The 17903-nt window shown below is 72.2% G+C and carries 13 protein-coding genes and 2 pseudogenes; 11 read left to right on the top strand and 4 right to left on the bottom strand.

The features are described 5' to 3' along the window. The first annotated feature begins 87 nt into the window (after nt 1-87). Together AB0G74_RS02960 and AB0G74_RS02955 are read left to right on the top strand one after the other, a co-directional pair. Complete coding sequence (locus AB0G74_RS02960) at nt 88-1944, top strand: PP2C family protein-serine/threonine phosphatase (RefSeq protein WP_361139816.1); 1857 nt, start codon at nt 88-90, stop codon at nt 1942-1944. A gap of 315 nt (nt 1945-2259) precedes the next feature. Continuing rightward, nucleotides 2260-3717, top strand: coding sequence for an aminopeptidase P family protein (locus AB0G74_RS02955; RefSeq protein WP_361139813.1), 1458 nt, complete (start codon nt 2260-2262; stop codon nt 3715-3717). Between the two features lie 95 nt (nt 3718-3812). Here the strand turns inward: AB0G74_RS02955 and AB0G74_RS02950 are convergent. Together AB0G74_RS02950 and AB0G74_RS02945 are read right to left on the bottom strand one after the other, a co-directional pair. Then, nucleotides 3813-3953 (bottom strand): annotated as a pseudogene (locus AB0G74_RS02950) (ATP-binding protein); the annotation flags it as partial. A 366-nt stretch (nt 3954-4319) separates the two neighbouring features. Continuing rightward, nucleotides 4320-4592: pseudogene (locus AB0G74_RS02945) on the bottom strand (ATP-binding protein); the annotation flags it as partial. 312 nt (nt 4593-4904) lie between these two features. Here AB0G74_RS02945 and AB0G74_RS02940 point away from each other — a divergent pair. From AB0G74_RS02940 to AB0G74_RS02900, 9 genes are all read left to right on the top strand, one after another. Further along, the gene (locus tag AB0G74_RS02940; RefSeq protein WP_361139810.1) at nt 4905-5726 is read left to right on the top strand and encodes a hypothetical protein; all 822 of its coding nucleotides are present in this window, start codon (nt 4905-4907) and stop codon (nt 5724-5726) included. Nucleotides 5727-6027: 301 nt separating this feature from the next. Further along, a complete protein-coding gene (locus AB0G74_RS02935) occupies nt 6028-6732 on the top strand; it encodes a YcnI family protein (RefSeq protein ID WP_361139984.1) in 705 nt (234 codons plus the stop codon). 44 nt (nt 6733-6776) lie between these two features. Then, complete coding sequence (locus tag AB0G74_RS02930; RefSeq protein ID WP_361139808.1) at nt 6777-7439, top strand: SCO family protein; 663 nt, start codon at nt 6777-6779, stop codon at nt 7437-7439. A gap of 95 nt (nt 7440-7534) precedes the next feature. After that, complete coding sequence (locus tag AB0G74_RS02925) at nt 7535-8032, top strand: copper chaperone PCu(A)C (protein WP_361139981.1); 498 nt, start codon at nt 7535-7537, stop codon at nt 8030-8032. Nucleotides 8033-8054: 22 nt separating this feature from the next. Continuing rightward, nucleotides 8055-10139, top strand: coding sequence for a copper resistance protein CopC (locus AB0G74_RS02920; RefSeq protein WP_361139806.1), 2085 nt, complete (start codon nt 8055-8057; stop codon nt 10137-10139). 8 nt (nt 10140-10147) lie between these two features. Beyond that, entirely contained in the window at nt 10148-11635 is a 1488-nt protein-coding gene (gene efeB, locus AB0G74_RS02915; protein ID WP_361139803.1) for an iron uptake transporter deferrochelatase/peroxidase subunit, read from the top strand. A 119-nt stretch (nt 11636-11754) separates the two neighbouring features. Beyond that, nucleotides 11755-12690, top strand: coding sequence for a prephenate dehydratase (gene pheA, locus AB0G74_RS02910; RefSeq protein WP_361139800.1), 936 nt, complete (start codon nt 11755-11757; stop codon nt 12688-12690). Nucleotides 12691-13560: 870 nt separating this feature from the next. Next, nucleotides 13561-14838 carry a serine--tRNA ligase gene (gene serS / locus AB0G74_RS02905; protein WP_361139797.1) on the top strand — a complete coding sequence of 426 codons (1278 nt, stop codon included), beginning with the start codon at nt 13561-13563 and terminating at the stop codon, nt 14836-14838. Next, nucleotides 14835-15686: an HAD family hydrolase gene (locus AB0G74_RS02900; RefSeq protein ID WP_361139794.1), complete on the top strand. Its 852-nt coding sequence runs from the start codon at nt 14835-14837 to the stop codon at nt 15684-15686. Before serS ends, AB0G74_RS02900 begins: the two co-directional genes overlap by 4 nt. Nucleotides 15687-16231: 545 nt before the next feature. On the opposite strand, the gene AB0G74_RS02895 is transcribed toward AB0G74_RS02900, so the two are convergent. Continuing rightward, nucleotides 16232-16951 (bottom strand): ABC transporter permease, encoded by a 720-nt coding sequence (locus AB0G74_RS02895; RefSeq protein WP_361139791.1) that lies wholly within the window; start codon nt 16949-16951, stop codon nt 16232-16234. Nucleotides 16952-16970: 19 nt separating this feature from the next. Further along, on the bottom strand, nt 16971-17882 hold the full coding sequence (locus AB0G74_RS02890) for an ABC transporter ATP-binding protein (protein ID WP_361139788.1): 912 nt from the start codon (nt 17880-17882) through the stop codon (nt 16971-16973). Nucleotides 17883-17903 lie beyond the last annotated feature (21 nt).

The following is a 17903-nucleotide window of genomic DNA, read 5'->3' as shown; positions in this document are numbered from 1 at the left end:
CGAATGCCCCCCACTCGGGAACTCTCCGTCAAGAACACCCCAAAGCCTGTCCAAACTCACGTAGACACCATCAATCCCACTGGTGCAATGCTGGACATCCGCTTACATCTGCGTGTAGATGTGGACCCATTGCTGGCGGCGCAAAATGACCTGGGGGTTTGCAATGCTATGCCACGAAATGCACCCATCGGAAAGCCCTCTCCGATGAGCGCCCCACACCTTCCGAAAGTGGCCGGAATCGATTCTTCGATTCAGCGCTCCCCGCAAACTGCGGCGGCTCCTTCCGCTTCTGCCGACTCCCTCGCGGACGATCCGGCGGCGCGCGGTGCGGAGTCCGGCGCTGAATCCGTACCGCGTTCAGGGGCCGGTGAATCCTCCGAAACCGGTCGGCACCCTCTGACCGGGGGCGTATCGATGCTCACCGGGGCGCGTACGGCGCCGGGCGCGCCCGCCCCCGAGGCGGACCGCCCCGCCGCACGGCTCGCCGCCGATCTGGCCGCCCTGCACGAGCTGACCCGCCGCCTGGCGGCCACCGACTCCTTCGACACCGCCGTGGACGAGGTACTGCGCGCCGGGGCGTCGCTGGTCGGCGCCCGGCGCGGACTGGCCGTCATCGAACCTCCGGCCGGGCCGTCGACCGCCTTCCCCGCCTCCCTCACCCGGGGGTACGGGCTGAGCCACGCGGAGCTGGGACAGATCGAGACCGTGCCGCGCGCCCTGACCGCGTACGGCCGCATCCTCGACCGGAGCACGGTCCCGGCCGGGCCGTCGGCGGAACCGCACCCACCGGTGATGTCGGCGGCGGTCGCGGGCGCCCGACTGCCGTCGGCGGCCACGGATACCCCACTGCCGTCGGCGATCGCCCATCCGGACATCCTCGGCGACGAGTCCCTCGACCCGGTCCGCCGGGCCGTCGCCGTACGCCTCGGCTGTGCCGCCGCCTACACCCAGCCGCTGGCCTCCGAGACCTCGGGCACGCTCGGCGCCGCCGTCTGGCTCTACGACGAGCCCGCGGCACCCGCCGACCACCGGCGCGAGCTGGTGGCCCGGTACGCCGGATACGCCACCGAGCACCTCTCCCGGCTGATCGAGCTGGAGACGGCCCGGCGGAGCGTCGCGGCGATCGCCGAGGAGCTGCTGCCGACCAGGCTGCCGCGGGTCCCCGGGGTCCGGCTCGCCGCCCGGCACCGCACCGGCCCGGACGGACCGCGCGGCGACTGGTACGACGCGCTGCCGCTGCCGGAGGGCGCGCTGGGGCTGGCCGTCGGCTCGGTCGGCGGCACCGGTCCTGGCGCGCTGGCCGCCGTGGGCAGGCTGCGCGCGTCGCTGCGGGCGTACGCCGTGATGGAGGGCGAGGACCCCGTCGCCGTACTCTCCGATCTCGAACTGCTGCTCCGGCTCACGGAACCGGCCGGGACCGCGACGGCGCTCTTCGCCTACGCCGAGCCCGCGGCCGGCAAGATGGTGCTGGCCGGGGCCGGGCACACGCCGCCGCTGCTGATCGGGGAGCGGCGGACGGAGTTCGTGGAGACGTCGCTCTCCGCACCGCTGGGGATGCTGGCGTGCTGGGAGGCGCCCAGCGTCGAGGTCTCTCCCGAACCGGGAGAAACGGTGCTCCTCTATACGGACGGGCTGCTGCGGCGGACCGGGGACTCCATGGACCGGGCCTTCGCCCGGCTGCACGCCGCCGCCGCGGGCGTGCCGAGGGCGCTCAGGGACGACCCCGGCGCGATCGCCGACCACGTCCTGGACACCCTGCTGCCGGAGCCGGCCGACCCGTACGGCTGCTCCAGCACCATCGAGAAGGACGGCGCCGGGCCGGACGCGATGGGGGCCGGTGGCCGCGACCGCCGGGGTATGGACGCCCGGCGGACGGCTGCTCCGGGCGGTCGTACGGACCACCGCGCGGACGACGTCGTCGTGCTCGCCGTACGGTTCGGCTGACCCGGCCCGATCCGGCCACCCGGCCGCTCGGGCCCGGGGTCGACCGGGCGGGCCGCCCGGCCCGGCGCGCCGCCCGCCGGGGGCCGGAACCCCCGGTACCGGGAGCGTCGGCGGCCGGTGAATCGGTGGCGAGGGCATCCGTGGCGGGAGCATGAGAAAGCGGAAGCGGATCCGGGCTGTCCGGACGGCGTCCGGAAGGCTCTGCCACCGGTCCAGTGGTACACCCGTTATGTCGGACTCGTCACACCCTTCGAGGCCCTCTTCACGCCCCACATACGATGGAGTCCGGTCCGATGACGTGTCGAGGAGGCAGACGTGGCCGAGGAGCTCACCCCGAGTGCCCCGGAAGAAGAAGAGCAGCCGATCAAGCCGCGCAAAAACGGCCTCTACCCCGAGGTTTCCGAAGAGCTCGCCGCGAACATGGCGAGCGGCTGGGCGGACACCGAGCAGCGCGACCTGACCCCGGTCGAGCAGGCCCCGTACGCGGCCGCCCGCCGCGCGGCCCTGTCGGCGCGCTTCCCCGGGGAGCGCCTGGTGGTCCCCTCGGGCAACTTGAAGACGCGGTCCAACGACACGGAATACCCCTTCCGCGCCGCGACCGAGTACGTGTACCTGACCGGTGACCAGAGCGAGGACGGCGTACTCGTCCTGGAGCCCACCGACGACGGGCACGAGGCCACCCTCTATCTGCTGCCGCGCTCCGACCGCGAGAACGGCGAGTTCTGGCTCTCCGGCCAGGGCGAGCTGTGGATCGGCCGCCGCCACTCGCTGGCCGAGAAGTCGACCCTGCTCGGGCTGGTGACGGGCGACGTCCGCGAGCTGAAGGACAAGCTGAGCGAGGCCACCGGACCGGTCCGGATCGTCCGGGGCCACGACGCCGGGGTCGAGGCCGCGCTGACCGACAAGGTCACCGGCGAGCGCGACGAGGAGCTGCGGGTCTATCTCTCCGAGGCCCGCGCGGTGAAGGACGCCTTCGAGATCGGTGAGCTGCAGCGCGCCTGCGACTCCACCACCCGGGGCTTCGAGGATGTCGTCAAGGTCCTCGACAAGGCCGAGGCGACCAGTGAGCGCTACATTGAAGGAACGTTCTTCCTCAGGGCTCGGGTCGAGGGCAACGACGTCGGCTACGGCTCGATCTGCGCCTCCGGCCCGCATGCGACCACCCTGCACTGGGTGCGCAACGACGGCCCGGTCCGCTCCGGCGATCTGCTGCTGCTGGACGCCGGGGTGGAGACCACCTCCCTCTACACCGCCGACGTCACCCGGACCCTGCCGGTCAACGGCCGCTTCACCGAGTTGCAGCGGAAGATCTACGACGCGGTCCACGACGCCCAGGAGGCCGGGATCGCGGCCGTGAAGCCGGGCGCCAAGTACCGCGACTTCCACGACGCCGCCCAGCGGGTGCTGGCCGAGCGGCTGGTCGAGTGGGGGCTGATCGAGGGCCCCGTCGAGCGCGTCCTGGAGCTGGGCCTCCAGCGCCGCTGGACCCTGCACGGCACCGGCCACATGCTCGGTCTCGATGTCCACGACTGCGCCGCGGCGCGGACCGAGGCGTATGTGGACGGCACCCTGGAGCCGGGCATGTGCCTGACGGTGGAGCCGGGTCTCTACTTCCAGGCCGACGACCTCACCGTCCCGGAGGAGTACCGGGGCATCGGCGTCCGGATCGAGGACGACATCCTCGTCACCGAGGACGGCAACCGGAACCTCTCGGCCGCGCTGCCGCGCCGGTCCGACGAGGTCGAGGCGTGGATGGCGGCACTGAAGGGCTGACGTCTCCGAAGGACCGGCCCCCGCCGCCGCGCGGGGGCCGTCCGGACGACCTCCGGCGGAGGACGCGTATGCCGGGCCGGTGAGGGGTCTCCCCCTTACGAGACCCTGAGCAGCGCGTCCTCCCGCCATTTGAGGATCTTGTCGAAGCTGACCACGGCGCCCCGGCCCGGCCGGTTGCTGAAGTGGACGTGATCGGCCAGCTCCTCGATCAGACAGAGCCCCCGGCCGCTTTCGGCGGTGGCCGCCGCGAAGCCCGGATCGGGCCGCGCGGGGGTCGTCTCGGAGCGTGCGGGTCCCGGGCCGGTGGTCCGGTCCTGCCCGGCCCCGAGACGTTCGAGGGGCCGGTCGGCCGCTCTGTTCACCGAGATCCCGGGGCCTGCGGGGCCGCCGGTGGCGCCCGGCGCCACGGCCCGCGTCCCGGCGGTCTCCGGGCTTCCGGGACTCCCCTGGCCCCCCGGGCTCCCCTGGCTCCCCTGGCTCCCCTGCCGACGGGGAGGTCTTCCCAGGGCGCCCTCGGCGCCCTGGGGCACCGTACGGGCGCCTCCGGCCGCCGGTACCGCGGCTCCGCCGTGGGCACAGCCGCGGCCGTGCCGGGCGGATCCGGCCGGGAACCCCGGCCCGGAGTCGGACACTTCGATTCGGCACTTCTCGCCGTCCAGGTACGCGGTGACGCGATACCCCCCGGCCGGACCGCCGGAACCCGCGCCTCCGCCGTGTTCCACGGCATTCGCACAGGCTTCGCTCAGGGCGACCGAGAGGTCGAAGGAGATATCGGGATCGACCCCCGCCGTCTCCATCGCGCCGATCAGCAGCCGCCGGGCGAGCGGAATGCTCGCAGCTTCGCGCCGCAAGTGCAGAGACCACCAGATGCTCATGCTCCAGCCTCCTGGCCGCGGCTCGACATACCGATACGTATTGCCCCAAGACACGGGCCGTAAGCCCAGAGTTGGTGTGATTGCGCTCATTCGGCGGAAGCGCGCCCATGGCGCAAAGGTGTATGCCGGACGGGTGACATCGTGGCGGGGGTGACGGAAGGGGCGCGGACGGCGGCGATTCCGTACCGTGACCGCCCCGGCGCGCTCCGCGCCGCCCGCCACCGCTCCCCTTCGATCCACCAGGTGATCCGGGGGAGGCGACGCGGACCTGCCGTCGGGCGCCGGAAACCGCAGTGGGATGATGACCCGGCCATGTCGTCCCTGTCGCCCCGGCCCGGTGCGCCCACCGGTACCGGCCTTCGGCTGCTGCGGGCCGCGGTGTTCGCCGCGGTCTGCGTCGTGCTGTCCGCGACGGGACACGCGCTCGCCTCCTATGAAGGCGTCCCCTGGTGGACCCTGCTGGCCGCGCTCGCCGGGACGTTCGCCCTCGCGCTGCCCTTCACGGGCCGGGTGCGGTCCCTGCCCGCCGTCGCCGTCGCCCTGGGCGCGGGACAGCTCGCGCTCCATGTCCTCTTCGGACTGGGGCAGGGGCATCCGGTCCGGCCGTCGTCCGGCACGGACGACGGGCTGATCCGGATGGCCGCGAACCTGGTCTGCGGGCCGACCGGCACCCTGACGGCGGACGACGCCCGGCGGATCGTCACCACCGCCGGGATCAACCCGCCGACGGCCGGAGGACCGACCGGCCACCCGGCCGGTGAACAGAGCCTGATCGGGGCCGCGCTGCTGCCGTCCCTCGCCATGCTGCTGGCCCATCTGCTGGTCGCCGTGGTGACCGGCTGGCTGCTGCGCCGCGGGGATCTGGCGCTGCTGCGGCTGATCGAGCTGGCGACGGATTCGGCGGCATCGGCGCACGAGGCACGCCGGCTGATGGCCGAGGCGGCCCGGCTGCGGTCGCTGCGGGCCGCGCTCGCCCTCGTACGGACGCTCTGCGCCGGTCTCGTACGGCTTCCGGCGCCCGGCACCGGGCCCGCGCGCCCCGGCGAGGACGCTCCGCCACCACCGGTGGGCGAGACGCTTCAGCACACGGTGATCAGACGCGGGCCGCCCTCGGGCCTCGCGCTCGCCGCCTGACACGGCCCACTCGACGGGAGTGCGGCCGTGGTGCCCGTGCGCCTTCGCGCACCGGCACGACCACCGTTTCCTCCCCTGTTCGTGGAGTACGTGCACCATGAGAATTTCCCCCGTTTCTTCCGCTTTCTCCGCTTCTGCTGAGTCTGTCGAGCCTGCTGGGTCTGCTAGTTCTGCCGGGTCTGCCGCTGCCCCTGTCGCTTCCGCTTCGGCTTCCGGCGTCGCCGCCGGTGGTCCGGCCCGTCGCCGGTCCTTCCGTGCCGTCCGGGTCACGGCCCTCGCCGCGGGCGTCGGGGCGGCCTCCCTGCTGCTGGCCGGGCCCGCGTTCGCACATGTCGGGGTGGAGCCCCGGGGCGACGCGGCCCGGGGCGGTTACGCCACTGTGGACGTCAAGGTCCCCAATGAGCGCGACAACGCCTCGACCGTGAAGCTGGAGATCGTCCTCCCGACCGAGCACCCGCTGGCGTCCGTCCAGCCGCAGCCGGTCCCCGGCTGGAAGGTCGAGGTCACCAAGTCGAAGCTGGCGAAGCCGCTGACCGTGCACGGCAAGCAGATCACCGAGGCCGTTTCCAAGGTCACCTGGACCGCGGACGGTTCGAAGATCGGTCCGGGCCAGTTCCAGCAGTTCCCCCTCTCCCTCGGCCGACTGCCCGAGAACACCGACCAGCTCGTCTTCAAGGCGCTCCAGACGTACGACAACAAGGAAGTCGTCCGCTGGATCGAGGTCGCCGAGAAGGGCGGCCCCGAGCCGGAGGCGCCTGCTCCGGTGCTGGCCCTGTCCGCGCCGAAGGCCGACGGTCACGGTGCTCCCGCCGCCGACGGTGCCGCCGGGGACCACCACGGCGGCACGGACGGCAAGTCCGCGAACGCCTCCGCCGACGACGGCGAGGACGACTCGACGGACACCGTCGCCCGGGTCCTCGGTGTGGTCGGCATCCTGGTGGGTGCCGCGGGTGTCGCCTTCGGCGTGCTCGCCGGACGCCGCCGCGACAGCGGTGTCACCTCATGACGTCTCTTCCCCCATCCCGTTCCCTCTCCTTCAGGACTGTCTCCATGCGAAAGAAGACCGCACTGGTCGCCGCGCTCGCCGCGGCCACGGCTCTGACCCTCTCCGCCTGCTCCGACGGCGGTTCCGGATCGGGCTCGAAGAACTCCGTCGCCGAGGTCTCCGCGCCGAAGGACAAGAAGCCCGGTACCGTCCTCGACCAGCCCTTCGAGAAGCCGGATCTGGTACTGACCGACACCAAGGGCAAGCCGTTCGACCTGCGGGAGCGGACCAAGGGCAAGCCGACTCTGCTGTTCTTCGGCTACACCAACTGCCCCGACGTCTGCCCCATGACGATGAGCAACCTCGCCATCGCCGAGGAGAAGCTCCCGGCGGCCGACCGGGAGAAGCTCCAGGTCGTCTTCGTCACCACCGACCCGGAGCGCGACACCCCCGCCGCGATCGGCAAGTGGCTGCCCTCCGCCGGTGACCCCTCCTTCATCGGCCTGAGCGGCGACTTCAAGACGATCCAGGCCGCCGCCCGCTCGGTCGGAATCGGGATCGACGCGCCGAAGAAGGAGAAGGACGGAACCGTCACCTCCATGCACGGCGCCCAGGTCATGGCCTTCTCCCCGAAGACCGACCGCGGCTATGTCGTCTACGGCGAGGACACCACGCCCGAGGCATACGCCAAGGACCTGCCGAAGCTCGTCCGCGGGGAGGCCCCGTGAGCGACGGACACGGGGGCCGGGACCGGGCACGGTGGCGGCGAGGGGGCGCGGCATACCCCCTGATAGCACTCGCCGTCGTCGTCACCGGGACGGCCGTGACGCTGACCGCCTGCTCCTCGGACTCCTCCAACGGTAGGCCGAACGCGCCCGAATTGACAGTAAGTGGCGAATTCATGCCACAACCCGTCAATGACATGGCCGCCGGGTTTCTGACCGTACGGAACGGGGGAGGGAAGGCCGACCGGCTCACCTCCGTCACCAGCTCGATCTCCGACCGGATCACGATCCACGAGACCGAGGGCCAGCGGATGCGGAAGGTCGATTCCTTCCCCGTTCCGGCCGACGGGTCGCTCGCCCTCGAACGCGGTGGCAACCACATCATGTTCGAGCGGCTGAAGTCCCGGCCGGCCAAGGGCCAGAAGGTCGTGATCGAGCTGCATTTCGAGACGTCCGACCCGATCCGGGTCGAACTCCCCGTCATGGACGCCACCTACAACCCCGCGACCGAGCCGGACTCCGAGCGTCCGGAGGGGACGGGGAAGTCCGGGGAATCACCGGAGAAGTCGGGGCACGCCTCCGGCGGGCACCACTGAGCCGAGGATCCCTGAGGAAGCCATGACAACCATCACCGCCCCCCATCCCCCACCGGTCCGGTCGGCGCGTCCGGCCGGGCCGCTACGGGCCCTGCTCGCCGCCGTCGTCCTCGTCGGCACGGTGCTGAGCGCCCTGCTGGCGGCAGCGGGTCCCGCGGCCGCCCATGCCGCCCTGACCGGGAGCGACCCGAAGGACGGGGCGGTGGTGGCCACGGCCCCGGCGGAGGTCACCCTGACCTTCTCCGAGCAGCTCGCCATGGGCGACGGCTCGATCCGGGTACTCGAACCGAACGGGTCGCGGGCGGACTCCGGTCCGGTCCGCGACCGCTCCGCCGACGGCAGGGTCGCCTACTCCGTCGGCCTGCGGACCGGGCTGCCGGACGGCACGTACACCGTCGCCTGGCAGGCCGTGTCCGCCGACAGCCATCCGATCTCCGGCGCTTTCACCTTCTCCGTCGGGGCGCCGTCCGCGACCACGGTCGCACTGCCCGACGGCGCGGCGGGCGGCGGAACCGTCGGCACGCTGTACGACATCGCGCGGTACATCTCCTACGCGGGCTTCGTCCTGCTCTGCGGCGCCGCGGCCTTCGTCCTGGTCTGCTGGCCCCGGGGCGCGTCCGTACGGTCCGTCCAGAAGCTGATCACCCGCTCCTGGGCGGTCCTGACGGCGGCGACCGTGGCGATGCTGATGCTCCGGGTGCCGTACACCGGCTCCGGGAAGCTCGCGGACGTCTTCGACCTCGGCGGTCTCCAGGACGTCCTGGCGAGCAAGACGGGCGCCGCCCTGGTCTCACGGCTGCTGCTGCTCGGGGCCGCGGCGCTCTTCGTCGCCGTCCTCATCGGCGCCTACGGCCAGCGGGTCCGGCGCCATGAGGCCCCGGTTCCCGCCCCGGGCGGGGAGCCGCACCCGGTGGACGACCGCCGGGAGGACCTGGCCTTCGGGCTGAGGGTCGGCGGCGCGGTGGTCTGTGCCGGGATCGCCGCCACCTGGGCGCTCTCCGAACACGCCTCCACCGGTATCCAGACCGGTCTCGCCATCCCCCTCGACGTCCTCCATCTGCTGGCGGTCGCGGGCTGGCTCGGCGGGCTGGCGACCCTGCTCACGGCGTTGCGCCGGGAGCCGTCGCTGGAGCCGTCGGCGGTACGCCGGTTCTCCGGCGTCGCCCTCGGCTGTGTGGTCGTCCTCGCCGTGACCGGGCTCTATCAGTCCTGGCGGCAGATCGGTTCCTGGTCGGCGCTGACCGGGACGCCGTACGGGCGGCTGCTGCTGGTCAAGGTGGCGCTGGTGGTGCTGATGGTGGCCGTCGCCCGCTGGTCCCGCCGCTGGACGGCCCGGCTGGAGGCGGCCGCGGCGGCGCGGGAGCCGGGTCACTCGGAGTGCTCGCGGTGTCTGGAGGTGCGGGCGGCCGAGGAGTTCGCCCGGACCCCGGAGGCCGGTGGCGCCGGGGACGTCCCGGACCGGGCCGGTTCCCCGGCGGCCGGGCCCGATCCGCTACACGCCGATCCGGCAGACGCCGATCCGGTACGCGCGGCCCAGCTGGCCCGGCAGCGTGCCGCGGTGGCCTCCACCGCGCGTCGCAAGGCCCGGGACGCCGACCCCGTACGCTCCGGACTGCGCCGTTCCGTCCTGGTGGAGACCGGGATCGCGGCCGTCGTCCTGGCCGTGACCACGGCACTGACGGCCACCGAGCCCGCCCGGACCGCGGAGACGGCGGACCGGGCGGCCACGACCGCCGGTTCGTCACCGGCGCCCTCGGGCACCGGTACCCCGGCCGAGGTTGAGATCCCCTTCGACACGGGCGGCACCGACGGCCGGGGCACGATCCGGCTCGCCCTCGACCCGGCGGGCCGGGGCCCCAACGGCCTCCGGATCCGGGTCACCGGCCCGGACGGCGGCCCGCTGGACGTTCCGGAGGTACGGGTCGCCCTCACCCTCCCCGCCCAGGAGATCGGCCCGCTGGCCGTGACCCCCGTGCGGACGGCGCCGGGAGAGTGGAGCGCCGACGCCGTACGGATCCCCGTGGCGGGCGACTGGCGGATCAGGGTGACCGTACGGACCTCGGACATCGACCAGACCTCCGTCGACCAGAGCATGAAGATCGGCTGACGTACCCCATGGCGAAGAAGAAGACGACCGCCGCCGGAAAGACCTCCGCGCGGACCCGGACCCCTTCGGGAGAGCCGGATACGGAGGCGGGCGCCCCCGCCTCCGTACCGGCCGGGCGGGGCACGCACGGACGACCCGGCGGGACGCCGGAACCGGCGACCGAACCGGGTCACCGGGAGGGTTCGGGCCGGGATTCCGGGCCGGGGCGCCGAGACGGTTCGGGTCCGGATTCCGGGCCGGGGCGGCAAGCCGGTGAGGGTTCCGGCCCCGGCGCCGGGGGACCCTCGCGGCGCCGGGTCCTCTCGGCCGCCGGAGCGGCGGGCGCGGCCGGGCTGGCACTGGGCGGCGCGGGCGGCGCAGCGGCCCATGCCGCCACCACCGACGTACCGACGGCCCTGACCTCGGTCGGCGCGACGGCGGCGATGTTTCACGGGAAACATCAGGCGGGCATCACCACGCCCCTGCACTCCCGCGGCCATCTGACCGCCTTCGATCTGGCGCCCGGGGCGGGCCGCAAGGAGGCGGCGGCCCTGCTGCGCCGCTGGTCGGCGCTGGCGGCGGCCCTGATGGCGGGCGAGCCCGCGCCCGACGGCGATACGGGTGTGGCCCTCGACGCCGGGCCGTCGTCGCTGACCCTCACCTTCGGCTTCGGCCGGACCTTCTTCGACCGTACGGGGCTGGGAGCCCGGCGCCCGGCGGGGCTGAAGCCGCTGCCCGCGTTCTCCTCCGACCAGCTCGACCCCCGGCGCTCCGAAGGCGATCTGTGGGTCCAGATCGGGGCGAATGACGCCCTGGTCGCCTTCCACGCCCTGCGGGCCGTACAGCGGGCCGCCGGGGACGCCGCCCGGCTCCGCTGGCAGATGGACGGCTTCAACCGCTCGCCCGGCGCCACGGACCGCCCGATGACCGCCCGCAATCTGATGGGCCAGATCGACGGCACCAACAACCCACGTCCGGCGGACCCCGACTTCGACCGCCGGATCTTCGTCGCGCCCGGCGGGGACCAGGAGTGGCTCACCGGAGGCTCGTATGTCGTCGTCCGGCGGATCCGGATGCTCCTCGACACCTGGGAGCGGCTGCCGCGGACCGAGCAGGAACGGGTGATCGGGCGGCGCAAGTCCGACGGCGCCCCGCTCACCGGCGGCTCGGAGACCACCCCCCTGGCGCTGGACGCGCTGGCCGCCGACGGCAGACCGGTGATCCCGGCCAACGCGCACGCCCGGATCTCGGCGCCGGAGCAGAACCAGGGCGCGGCGATGCTGCGGCGCCCCTTCTCGTACCACGACGGCGTACTCGCGGACGGCGCGCCGGACGCGGGGCTGCTCTTCGTCTGCTGGCAGGCGGATCCACTGCGCGGCTTCGTCCCCGTCCAGCGGAAGCTGGACCGGGGCGACGCGCTCTCGGCGTTCGTCCGCCACGAGTCGAGCGGTCTCTTCGCGGTACCGGGGGGCGCGGCGGAGGGCGAGTACGTCGGGCAGCGGCTGCTGGAGTCGTGACCCGGCCCTGACGGCCCTTCCGTCCCGTCAGCACCTTCGGCCGCCGCCGTCTCTCCGGCCGCTGCCGCTCGTTCCGCCGATCGCCGGGCCGGGCCCGGCCGTCCTACTAGGGTGACCGTATGTCAGCCACGCGGTATACGTATCTGGGTCCCGAGGGCACCTTCACCGAGGCCGCCCTCCGCACACTGCCTGAGGCCGCCACCCGGGAGCTCGTCCCGATGGTGTCGGTCCCGGCCGCACTCGACGCCGTACGGAACGGGGACGCGGCGGCGGCCTTCGTCCCGATCGAGAACTCCGTCGAGGGCGGGGTGACGGCGACCCTGGACGAGCTGGCGTCGGGCGAGCCGCTGATGATCTACCGCGAGGTGCTGCTGCCGATCGCCTTCGCCCTGCTCGTACGGCCGGGGACGAAGCTGTCGGAGATCAAGACCGTGACCGGGCATCCGGTGGCCCAGCCCCAGGTGCGCAAGTGGCTGCGGGCCCATCTGCCGGACGCCCTGTGGGAGTCGGCGGCGTCCAACGCGGACGGGGCCCGGCTGGTGCAGGAGGGCCGGTACGACGCGGCTTTCGCGGGCGAGTTCGCGGCGGCGACGTACGGTCTGGAAGCGCTGGTGACCGATATCCACGACGCGGAGAACGCGGAGACCCGGTTCGTCCTGGTGGGCAGGCCCGCCCGGCCCGCCGCGCCCACGGGGGCGGACAAGACGTCGGTGGTCATCTGGCAGCGGGAGGACCATCCGGGCGGTCTGCTGGAGCTGTTGCAGGAGTTCGCGGTACGCGGCGTGAACCTGATGCTGCTCCAGTCGCGTCCGACGGGGCAGGGCATCGGCAACTACTGCTTCGCGGTCGACGCGGAGGGCCATATCTCCGACCGGCGGGTCGGTGAGGCGTTGATGGGGCTGAAGCGGATCTGTCCGGAGGTGCGGTTCCTGGGCTCGTACCCGCGGGCGGGGGTATCGCCGGGGGATGTCCGCGGGCCGCGGGCGGGTACGTCGGACGAGGAGTTCACGGAGGCGTCGGACTGGCTGGCCCGCTGCCAGGACGGCCGGGTCTGAGGCATACCGGCACACCGGCACGAGGCCCTGGACGCCGGACGACGGAGGCGGTGTCGGCTCCGTACCGGGGCCTGTCCTGTGTTGCCCCGCTCCGGGCCGGGTTCCAGGCGCTTCCCGACCGCCGGGCCCGGCTGACCGGAACTGTCCTACCTGCTGATTTTCATCATCCACAGAGTTATCCACAGGTACGGGTTCTCGACCTGGGGACAAGTCGACAGAGTGGCCCGACATCGTCGACAAATCGGGCCACCTATCCCCTCCACCCCTCGCACCGGCCGTGGTCGGCGTCACATCGTCCACAGCACGGCCGCCGGGCCCCGGACCTCCGCCCGTCACCCCTGTTTCATCCATCACCCCCCAAGAGAGAGCAATTCCCACCCGAATGAGTGGATGGCGGGGGTTTGGCAAAGGAATCCCGAAGTCGAACCGAGAGCCCACAGGAATGATCACTTCCGGAATCCACAGTTTTCTCACACAGCCTGTGGATAACTTTTCGACCATCGCCCCTCCTGTGGACAACGAGGCCCCAAGTTCCCCGGTCCGCAAGGAACATGGGTCAATTCCGGCCGCCCCGCCGTGCCCCGTTCCGGCGAAGCGCCCCGATCCCGCTTGACGCCGGCCGGACCCCCGCCGACCAGGGCACGAAGCATCCCCGGACCCCATTCACGGAGCACACGGCGAACGGCGGGGAGCACCCCGGAACCCGCCCGACCCGCACCCGATCGCCGCGCCCGATCCCCGCACCACTCCACAATCCGCTGAATAACGGCAAATGTCACCAAAGCCATCAATGCCACCGATACGGACAGATCCCAACGCAACGCAATATGAAGTGGCCGAGCCCGAGGCGGGCACCGGTAGCCTGGTGGGGTGATTGACCTTCGCCTGCTCCGTGAGGACCCCGACCGTGTTCGCGCCTCCCAGCGCGCCCGTGGAGAGGACGTCGAACTCGTCGACGCCCTGCTCTCCGCCGATGAGCGCCGCAGGTCGTCCGGCGCGCGCTTCGACGAGCTGCGTTCCGAGCAGAAGTCCCTCGGCAAGCTCGTCCCCAAGGCGACCCCCGAGGAGCGGGTCGAGCTGCTGAAGCGGGCCGAGCAGCTGAAGGCCGAGGTCAAGGCCGCCGAGGCGGAGCAGAACGAGGCCGACGAGCAGGCCCGTGAGCTGCTGCTGCGGCTGGGGAACCTGGTCCACCCCGATGTCCCGGTCGGCGGCGAGGAGGACTTCGTCGTCCTGGAGACCCATGGGACGATCCGCGACTTCGCGGCCGAGGGCTTCGCGCCCCGGGACCATCTGGAGCTGGGCGAGAAGCTGGGCGCGATCGACGTCGAGCGCGCCGCCAAGGTCTCCGGCTCCCGTTTCTACTATCTGACGGGCGTCGGCGCGCTGCTGGAGCTGGCCCTGGTCAACGCCGCGATCGCGCAGGCGACCGAGGCCGGGTTCATCCCGATGCTGACCCCGGCGCTGGTCCGCCCGCGCGCCATGGAGGGCACCGGCTTCCTCGGCCAGGCCGCGGAGAACGTCTACCACCTGGAGAAGGACGACTACTACCTGGTCGGCACCTCCGAGGTCCCGCTCGCCGCTTACCACATGGACGAGATCATCGACGCGGAGAAGCTGCCGCTGCGGTACGCGGGCTTCTCGCCCTGCTTCCGGCGGGAGGCGGGCACGTACGGCAAGGACACCCGCGGCATCTTCCGGGTGCACCAGTTCGACAAGGTCGAGATGTTCTCCTATGTGGCCCCCGAGGACGCCGAGGCCGAGCACCAGCGGCTCCTCGACTGGGAGAAGCAGTGGCTGACCGCCCTCGAACTGCCCTTCCAGGTCATCGACGTGGCCTCCGCCGATCTCGGCTCCTCGGCCTCGCGTAAGTACGACTGCGAGGCGTGGATCCCCACCCAGGGCAAGTACCGCGAGCTGACGTCCGCGTCGAACTGCGACAACTTCCAGGCCCGGCGGCTGTCGATCCGGTACCGGGACGGCAAGAAGACCCAGCCGCTGGCGACGCTGAACGGCACGCTCTGCGCCGTCCCGCGGACCATCGTGGCCCTGCTGGAGAACCACCAGCTCGCGGACGGTTCGGTCCGCGTTCCCGAGGTGCTCCGCCCCTACCTCGGCGGCCGTGAGCTGCTGGAGCCGGTCTCCCGGTGAGCGCGACGGGCGGGCCCGGGGAGCGGGACATACGGGAGCCGGCGGGAGCTTTCCCGTACGGGCTGGTCGCGACCGATCTCGACGGCACGCTGCTGCGCGGGGACGGCACGGTCTCGGCCCGGACCCGGGACGCGCTCGCCGCCGCCACGGCGGCGGGCGCCGCGCATATCGTGGTCACCGGCCGCGGCGTGCCGTGGACCCGCTACATACTGGACGACCTCGGCTACCGCGGTCTCGCGGTCTGCGGCCAGGGCGCGCAGGTCTACCACGCGGGCGAGCACCGGCTGCTGACGTCCCTCACCCTCGACCGGAAGATCGCCGCGATCGCGCTGGCCAAGCTGGAGGCGGAGATCGGGCGGGTGGCGCTGGCCGCCAGCCGGGACGGGCTGGACGGGGACGTCCTGGTCAGCGCCGACTACGTGGCCCATGAGGGGCCGCTGCCGTATCTGCCGCTGACCGAGGTGGAGCAGTTGTGGGCCGAGCCCCTCAACAAGATCTACATCCAGCACCGCACGCTGGACGACGACGAGCTGACCCGGGTCGCCAGGGAGACCGTGGGCGGGCTGGTCGATGTGGTCATGGCGGGGCCGGGCATCGTGGAGCTGATTCCGCTGGGTCTGACCAAGGCCACCGGGCTGTCGCTGGCCGCGCGGCGGCTGGGGCTGAAGGCGGCGAGCACGATCGCTTTCGGCGATATGCCCAATGATGTCCCGATGTTCGGCTGGGCCGGGCACGGGGTCGCGATGGCCAACGCCCATGATGAGCTGAAGGCCGTCGCCGACGAGACGACCGCGTCGAACGACGAGGACGGTATCGCGGTGAAGCTGGAGTCCCTGCTCGCGGCTTGATCGCCGCGGGCTCCGGGCCCGCGATGGCTGTGGGCTCCGGCCCGACAGCTACTTCCCCCGCCCTTCGACCTGACGGCCGGGGGAAGGGGGCGGTCCGCGCCTCAGCGCGCTCGAAGCGACCGCCCCCTCGGGCCGCACCGCGGCGCGGAGTGTCGCCATGACGGCGGCTCCGCGGCCCGCCGGTGCCCGCCCGGACGGAAGCCCGACCCGCGCGGGGCGGTGTCGTGCTCCTCTCCCGGACCCGGGGTTCCGGCTGTCCCGGTCACCCCACTCTCCTCCCGACACCGTTGGCCCGCCACCGAATTTCGCCCCGGTTTCCCTGGGCGTACGAGGCCGGGACCGGCACCGTAGACCCGGAAAGAGACCGGCACCGTACGACCCCGAAGGGCATCGGCACCGTACGACCCGGAACGGAGCAGGTGCCGTACGGCTCCGCCCGCGATGGGCCCCGCGATGTGACCGGTGTCGTACGCCCGGAAACGGGACCGGCCGCGGAAGCCGGGCTTCCGCGGCCGGGGGCCGAATCAGAGATCAGGGGCCGTACGTCACTCCTCGCCGGCCAGCTTCAGCACCTTCAGCCGCTGCCCGGCGTACCAGGTGGCGCCGACCGTGGCGACGGTCAGCAGGACCACGGCGACCGGCAGCTTCACCGCGGAGTCGACCATTCCGTCGGCGGCGATCCGCTCGGCGAGCGCCAGCGACCACTGCTGCACACTGAGCGTCTTGGCGCCCTCGATCAGACTGCCGAACACGCCCTCCCAGACCAGGGCGTAGATCAGACCGATCACGACCGCGTTCCGGCTGACCGTGCCGATCAGCAGGAAGAGCGCGCTGTAGGCGATCGAGCCGAAGAGGGCGGCGATCGTGTACGCGATGGCGATCTGCTGGCCGTTGCCGTTGAGGATGAAGCCCGCGATCAGGGTCGGGATCGCGGAGAAGGCCATGGTGACAGCGATCGCGACGATCAGCTTGGTGATGATGATCGTCGGCCGCTTCACCGGCTTGGCGAGCAGATAGACGATGGAGCCGTCGTCGATCTCGGGGCCGATCGCGCCGGTGCCCGCGATCACTCCGATCAGCGGCACCATGGTGGCGATGGCGAACCCGGCCAGGATGTCGTTGGCGACCTGGTCGTCGACGCCGGAGAAGCCCCGGACAGCCACCGCGATCAGCAGCAGCAGCCCCGGCAGGATGAAGAGGATGGCCGCGCGGCGGCGGCCGAGTACGGCCCGGTAGGTGAGCCGGGCGACCGTGGGGTTGTACATGGTGGTGTCACAGCTCCTTTCAGGCCGTTACGAGGTACGAGAAGACGGATTCGAGGGATTCGTCCGACGGTGAGACCGTGAGCAGCCGGATCGAGTGCCGCCGGGCGACCTTCGGCAGGAGTTCGGTGAAGCGGCCGAAGTCGACGGCCTGGATGAGCAGGGCGCCTTCGGTGGTGTCCACCTCGATCCCGGCGGTCGACGGGTCGGCGATCAGCGCCGCCGCGAGCGCGCGGTCGTCGCTGGAGCGGATCAGATAGCGGTGCGGCCGGTCCGTCATCAGCCGCCGGATCCGCCGGAAGTCCCCGGACGCGGCGTGCCGTCCGGCGACGATCACCTCGATATGGGCGGCGAGCTGCTCCACCTCCTCCAGGATGTGGGAGGAGAACAGCACCGTACGGCCGTCGGAGCCCATCCGGCGCAGCAGATCCATCAGCTGCATCCGCTGCCGGGGGTCCATTCCGTTGAACGGCTCGTCGAGCAGCAGTACGGACGGTTCGTGGACCAGGGCCGACGCCATCTTCACCCGCTGGCGCATGCCCTTGCTGTAGGTGGCGATCTTCCGGTCCTGGGCGTACTCCATCTCGACCGTGGCGAGGGCGCGGGCGGCCTCCCGGTCGCCCAGGCCGTGCAGTTCGGCGTTGGCGACGACGAACTCCCGGCCGGTGAGGAAGTCGTACATCGCCTCGCGCTCGGGTACGACGCCGATCTCGCGGTAGACCGACTCGTTGCGCCAGATCGGGGTGCCGTCCAGGGTGACACTTCCCGTGGAGGGCGCCAGGAATCCGCCCATCATATTAATGAGGGTGGACTTCCCGGCTCCGTTCGGACCCAGCAGACCGGTGACACCGGGGCCGACGGCCATGGTGATGTCGTTGACGGCGACGACGTTCCCGAACCACCGGGAGACGTGGTCGATGGAGATGGTGGTCATGGGCGGGGCCCGTTCTCTCGG

It is taken from the genome of Streptomyces sp. NPDC020875, assembly GCF_040641415.1.
Taxonomy (GTDB): Bacteria; Actinomycetota; Actinomycetes; order Streptomycetales; family Streptomycetaceae; genus Streptomyces.
The sequence above is the reverse complement of the archived record's forward strand: the minus strand, read 5'-3'. Positions and strand labels throughout refer to the sequence as shown.

Bases quoted from the DNA above. Each gene is read 5' to 3' on its own strand.
- AB0G74_RS02960 (WP_361139816.1), top strand. From the start codon at position 88: ATGCTGGACATCCGCTTACATCTGCGTGTAGATGTGGACCCATTGCTG.
- AB0G74_RS02940 (WP_361139810.1), top strand. From the start codon at position 4,905: ATGTCGTCCCTGTCGCCCCGGCCCGGTGCGCCCACCGGTACCGGCCTT.
- AB0G74_RS02930 (WP_361139808.1), top strand. From the start codon at position 6,777: ATGCGAAAGAAGACCGCACTGGTCGCCGCGCTCGCCGCGGCCACGGCT.
- AB0G74_RS02920 (WP_361139806.1), top strand. From the start codon at position 8,055: ATGACAACCATCACCGCCCCCCATCCCCCACCGGTCCGGTCGGCGCGT.
- efeB (WP_361139803.1), top strand. From the start codon at position 10,148: ATGGCGAAGAAGAAGACGACCGCCGCCGGAAAGACCTCCGCGCGGACC.
- pheA (WP_361139800.1), top strand. From the start codon at position 11,755: ATGTCAGCCACGCGGTATACGTATCTGGGTCCCGAGGGCACCTTCACC.
- AB0G74_RS02895 (WP_361139791.1), bottom strand. From the start codon at position 16,951: ATGTACAACCCCACGGTCGCCCGGCTCACCTACCGGGCCGTACTCGGC.
- AB0G74_RS02890 (WP_361139788.1), bottom strand. From the start codon at position 17,882: ATGACCACCATCTCCATCGACCACGTCTCCCGGTGGTTCGGGAACGTC.